The 2,362-nt window shown below is 38.9% G+C and carries 2 protein-coding genes; one reads left to right on the top strand and one right to left on the bottom strand.

All coding sequences use genetic code 11. The features are described 5' to 3' along the window. Positions 1–11 precede the first annotated feature (11 nt). On the bottom strand, positions 12–1,253 hold the full coding sequence (locus QOS07_RS09120; protein ID WP_283588634.1) for an aconitase/3-isopropylmalate dehydratase large subunit family protein: 1,242 nt from the start codon (positions 1,251–1,253) through the stop codon (positions 12–14). A 118-nt stretch (positions 1,254–1,371) separates the two neighbouring features. Here QOS07_RS09120 and QOS07_RS09115 point away from each other — a divergent pair, with 118 nt between their 5' ends. After that, positions 1,372–2,286, top strand: a complete 915-nt coding sequence (locus QOS07_RS09115) for a LysR family transcriptional regulator (RefSeq protein ID WP_283588633.1) — start codon at positions 1,372–1,374, stop codon at positions 2,284–2,286. Positions 2,287–2,362: the final 76 nt, after the last annotated feature.

The following is a 2,362-nucleotide window of genomic DNA, read 5'->3' as shown; positions in this document are numbered from 1 at the left end:
GATACCTGATGTCACGCCGAATGGCGTTTTTTATTTACCACCAACTGGGTGGCTAACTTCATTCTATAATCCACCAAAATTTTTCCTTTAATACTTCCCATTCGACCTGGAAAGTTCCGATTTGAAGTTGAAATGCAAACTTCATTTGCTGCAATTAAGCCTTGATGAATTCCGATACATGCCGCACATCCGGACGGTGCTAATGTTGCACCTGCATCAAGTAATGTTTGAATATAACCGTGCTTAATACACTCCCTGGTAGTTTCACCACTAGCGGGAACAATAATTAGTCGGGTTCCTTTTTTGATTTTTTTACCTTTAAGAATTGTAGCCGCAACAGCGAAGTCTTGGAGCCGTCCACCGGTGCAAGAACCAATATATGCTTGGTTGACATGTGTTCCTTCATATTCAGAGAGATTGTGGACGTTATCAACATCAGAGGGTGCCGCAACTTGTGGTTGAATTCTGCTTAAATCATATGTTAAATTTTCGGAATACTGATAATCATCATCAGTCGTGTATACTGGGTAATCATCAACCCCGCGTTCATGAAGATACTCTTTAGTTACCTCATCTGGTTGGATATAGCTTGTTGCGGCGCCCATTTCAGTAGTCATATTGCAAAGTGCCAAGCGTTCCGAAACGGAGAAGTCTTTCAGAGCGGGTCCAGCAAATTCAATGGCCTTATAAATTCCATGGTCGGCCTTAAGGTTACCAAGAATGTATAAAATAACGTCTTTGGCATATATTCCTTTCTTAAGGTGTCCGGTTAGGTTGATGCGGATAACCTCTGGAACTTTAAACCACAATTTACCAGTGATTAGGATTGTTGCGAGGTCAGTTGCACCAACGCCAGTACCAAAAGCGCCTAGAGCACCATGCATTGTTGAATGTGAATCGGTAATGACAATAATTTGTCCTGGCTTTGCCAATCCCTTATCCTCAACAATTTGGTGGCAAACACCACTATTAACATCCATCAGATTTTTAATGCCTTGTTCATCAGCAAACTTGCGAAACTTTTTATGGTCTTCAGCTTGAATTGTTGTTGCGCAGGGTGCATAGTGATCAAAGAAAATCATTACCTTATTGGGGTCATGAACCTTAGTACCACCCATTTCGTGAAAGGATTTAACTGTCTGGTAATACAAGTCATTAATACCGGCAAGGTCAACGTCACAGTTGACAATTTGACCTGCATGAACTTCCTTATGTCCTGATTTTTCAGCTAGAAGTTTTTCGATTGCGTGCATAAAAATCAGCCTCCTATGAATTCGCTTACAGTTTGATAATATCATCACAAATTGGTGGAATCGAATGCATATATAATATGGGCCATAACTTAAATTTATTGGTTAGGAGGGAACCTAAATGGATCTGGAACATCAATATTTTTATGAAGTTAGTCGGACACGTAATATGACCAAGGCAGCACATAACTTATTCATTTCACAGCCAGCGTTAAGTGTTGCAATAAAAAAGCTAGAAGGACGACTAGGGGTAGAACTATTTGATCGGCAGAGCAACCCATTAACGTTAACAGAGGCGGGTCGACTTTTCCTTACCGAAACGAATAAGATTCGGTTAGCAGAGCATGATTTTAAACAGCAACTTGAAGATTACCACCAGGTACAGGTCCAGACATTATATGTTGGTTCATCGCAGTATTTTAATGCTTATTACTTGCCAGCAGTTCTAAAAGAGTACAGACTTGTTCACCCGACTGTTCATTTTCAAATTATTGAAAAAAACGCACAACTACTAAATAAAGAGTTGTACGCTGGAAATGTAGATATAGTTGTTCACTGTGGGAACAAAGCCAAGCAATTAAGCCGTCAACTTGTTCAAAAGGATCGGCTTTTATTAGCGATTCCCAAAGAACTAATTAGTAAACATGATTTCGGTGTGGTTTCTAATTATTTAAGTAAACAACAAAGTAAGCAGCAAGGTATAGCGGTGCTTAACAAGCTCCCATTTATTTCACTATCATCATCTAATAACCTTGCCATCTTAGTTAAACAAATTTGCGACCATCTTAGCTTCCAACCGCATACCGTCTTAGAGGGATATCAACTTGAAACAGCTTTTCATATGGCTTGCTGTGGTATCGGTGCAACATTTATTACTGAACAAATTAGAAATTTTTCTCCTGTTCAAGGCCTCTATTTTATAGATATTAATATCCCAGCAGCGATAAGATCTTATTATGCCTATACGCGTGCTGAATCTTATCATTCTAAATGCTTAAATGACTTCATCAGTTTGCTAAAAAATTATAATAAGTAATTGGCAGATTGCAAGAAATAACTTGAACAAATTTAGTAACGCAGATTACGCAAAAAGATCTCAATTGGTGTTCGCC

Origin of the sequence: Limosilactobacillus viscerum, from assembly GCF_947387525.1 — a bacterium.
Classification (GTDB): Bacteria; Bacillota; Bacilli; order Lactobacillales; family Lactobacillaceae; genus Limosilactobacillus; species Limosilactobacillus viscerum.
The sequence above is the reverse complement of the archived record's forward strand: the minus strand, read 5'-3'. Positions and strand labels throughout refer to the sequence as shown.

Excerpts from the sequence above, each read along its gene's own strand:
- QOS07_RS09120 (WP_283588634.1), bottom strand. The coding sequence starts at position 1,253 with ATGCACGCAATCGAAAAACTTCTAGCTGAAAAATCAGGACATAAGGAA.
- QOS07_RS09115 (WP_283588633.1), top strand. The coding sequence starts at position 1,372 with ATGGATCTGGAACATCAATATTTTTATGAAGTTAGTCGGACACGTAAT.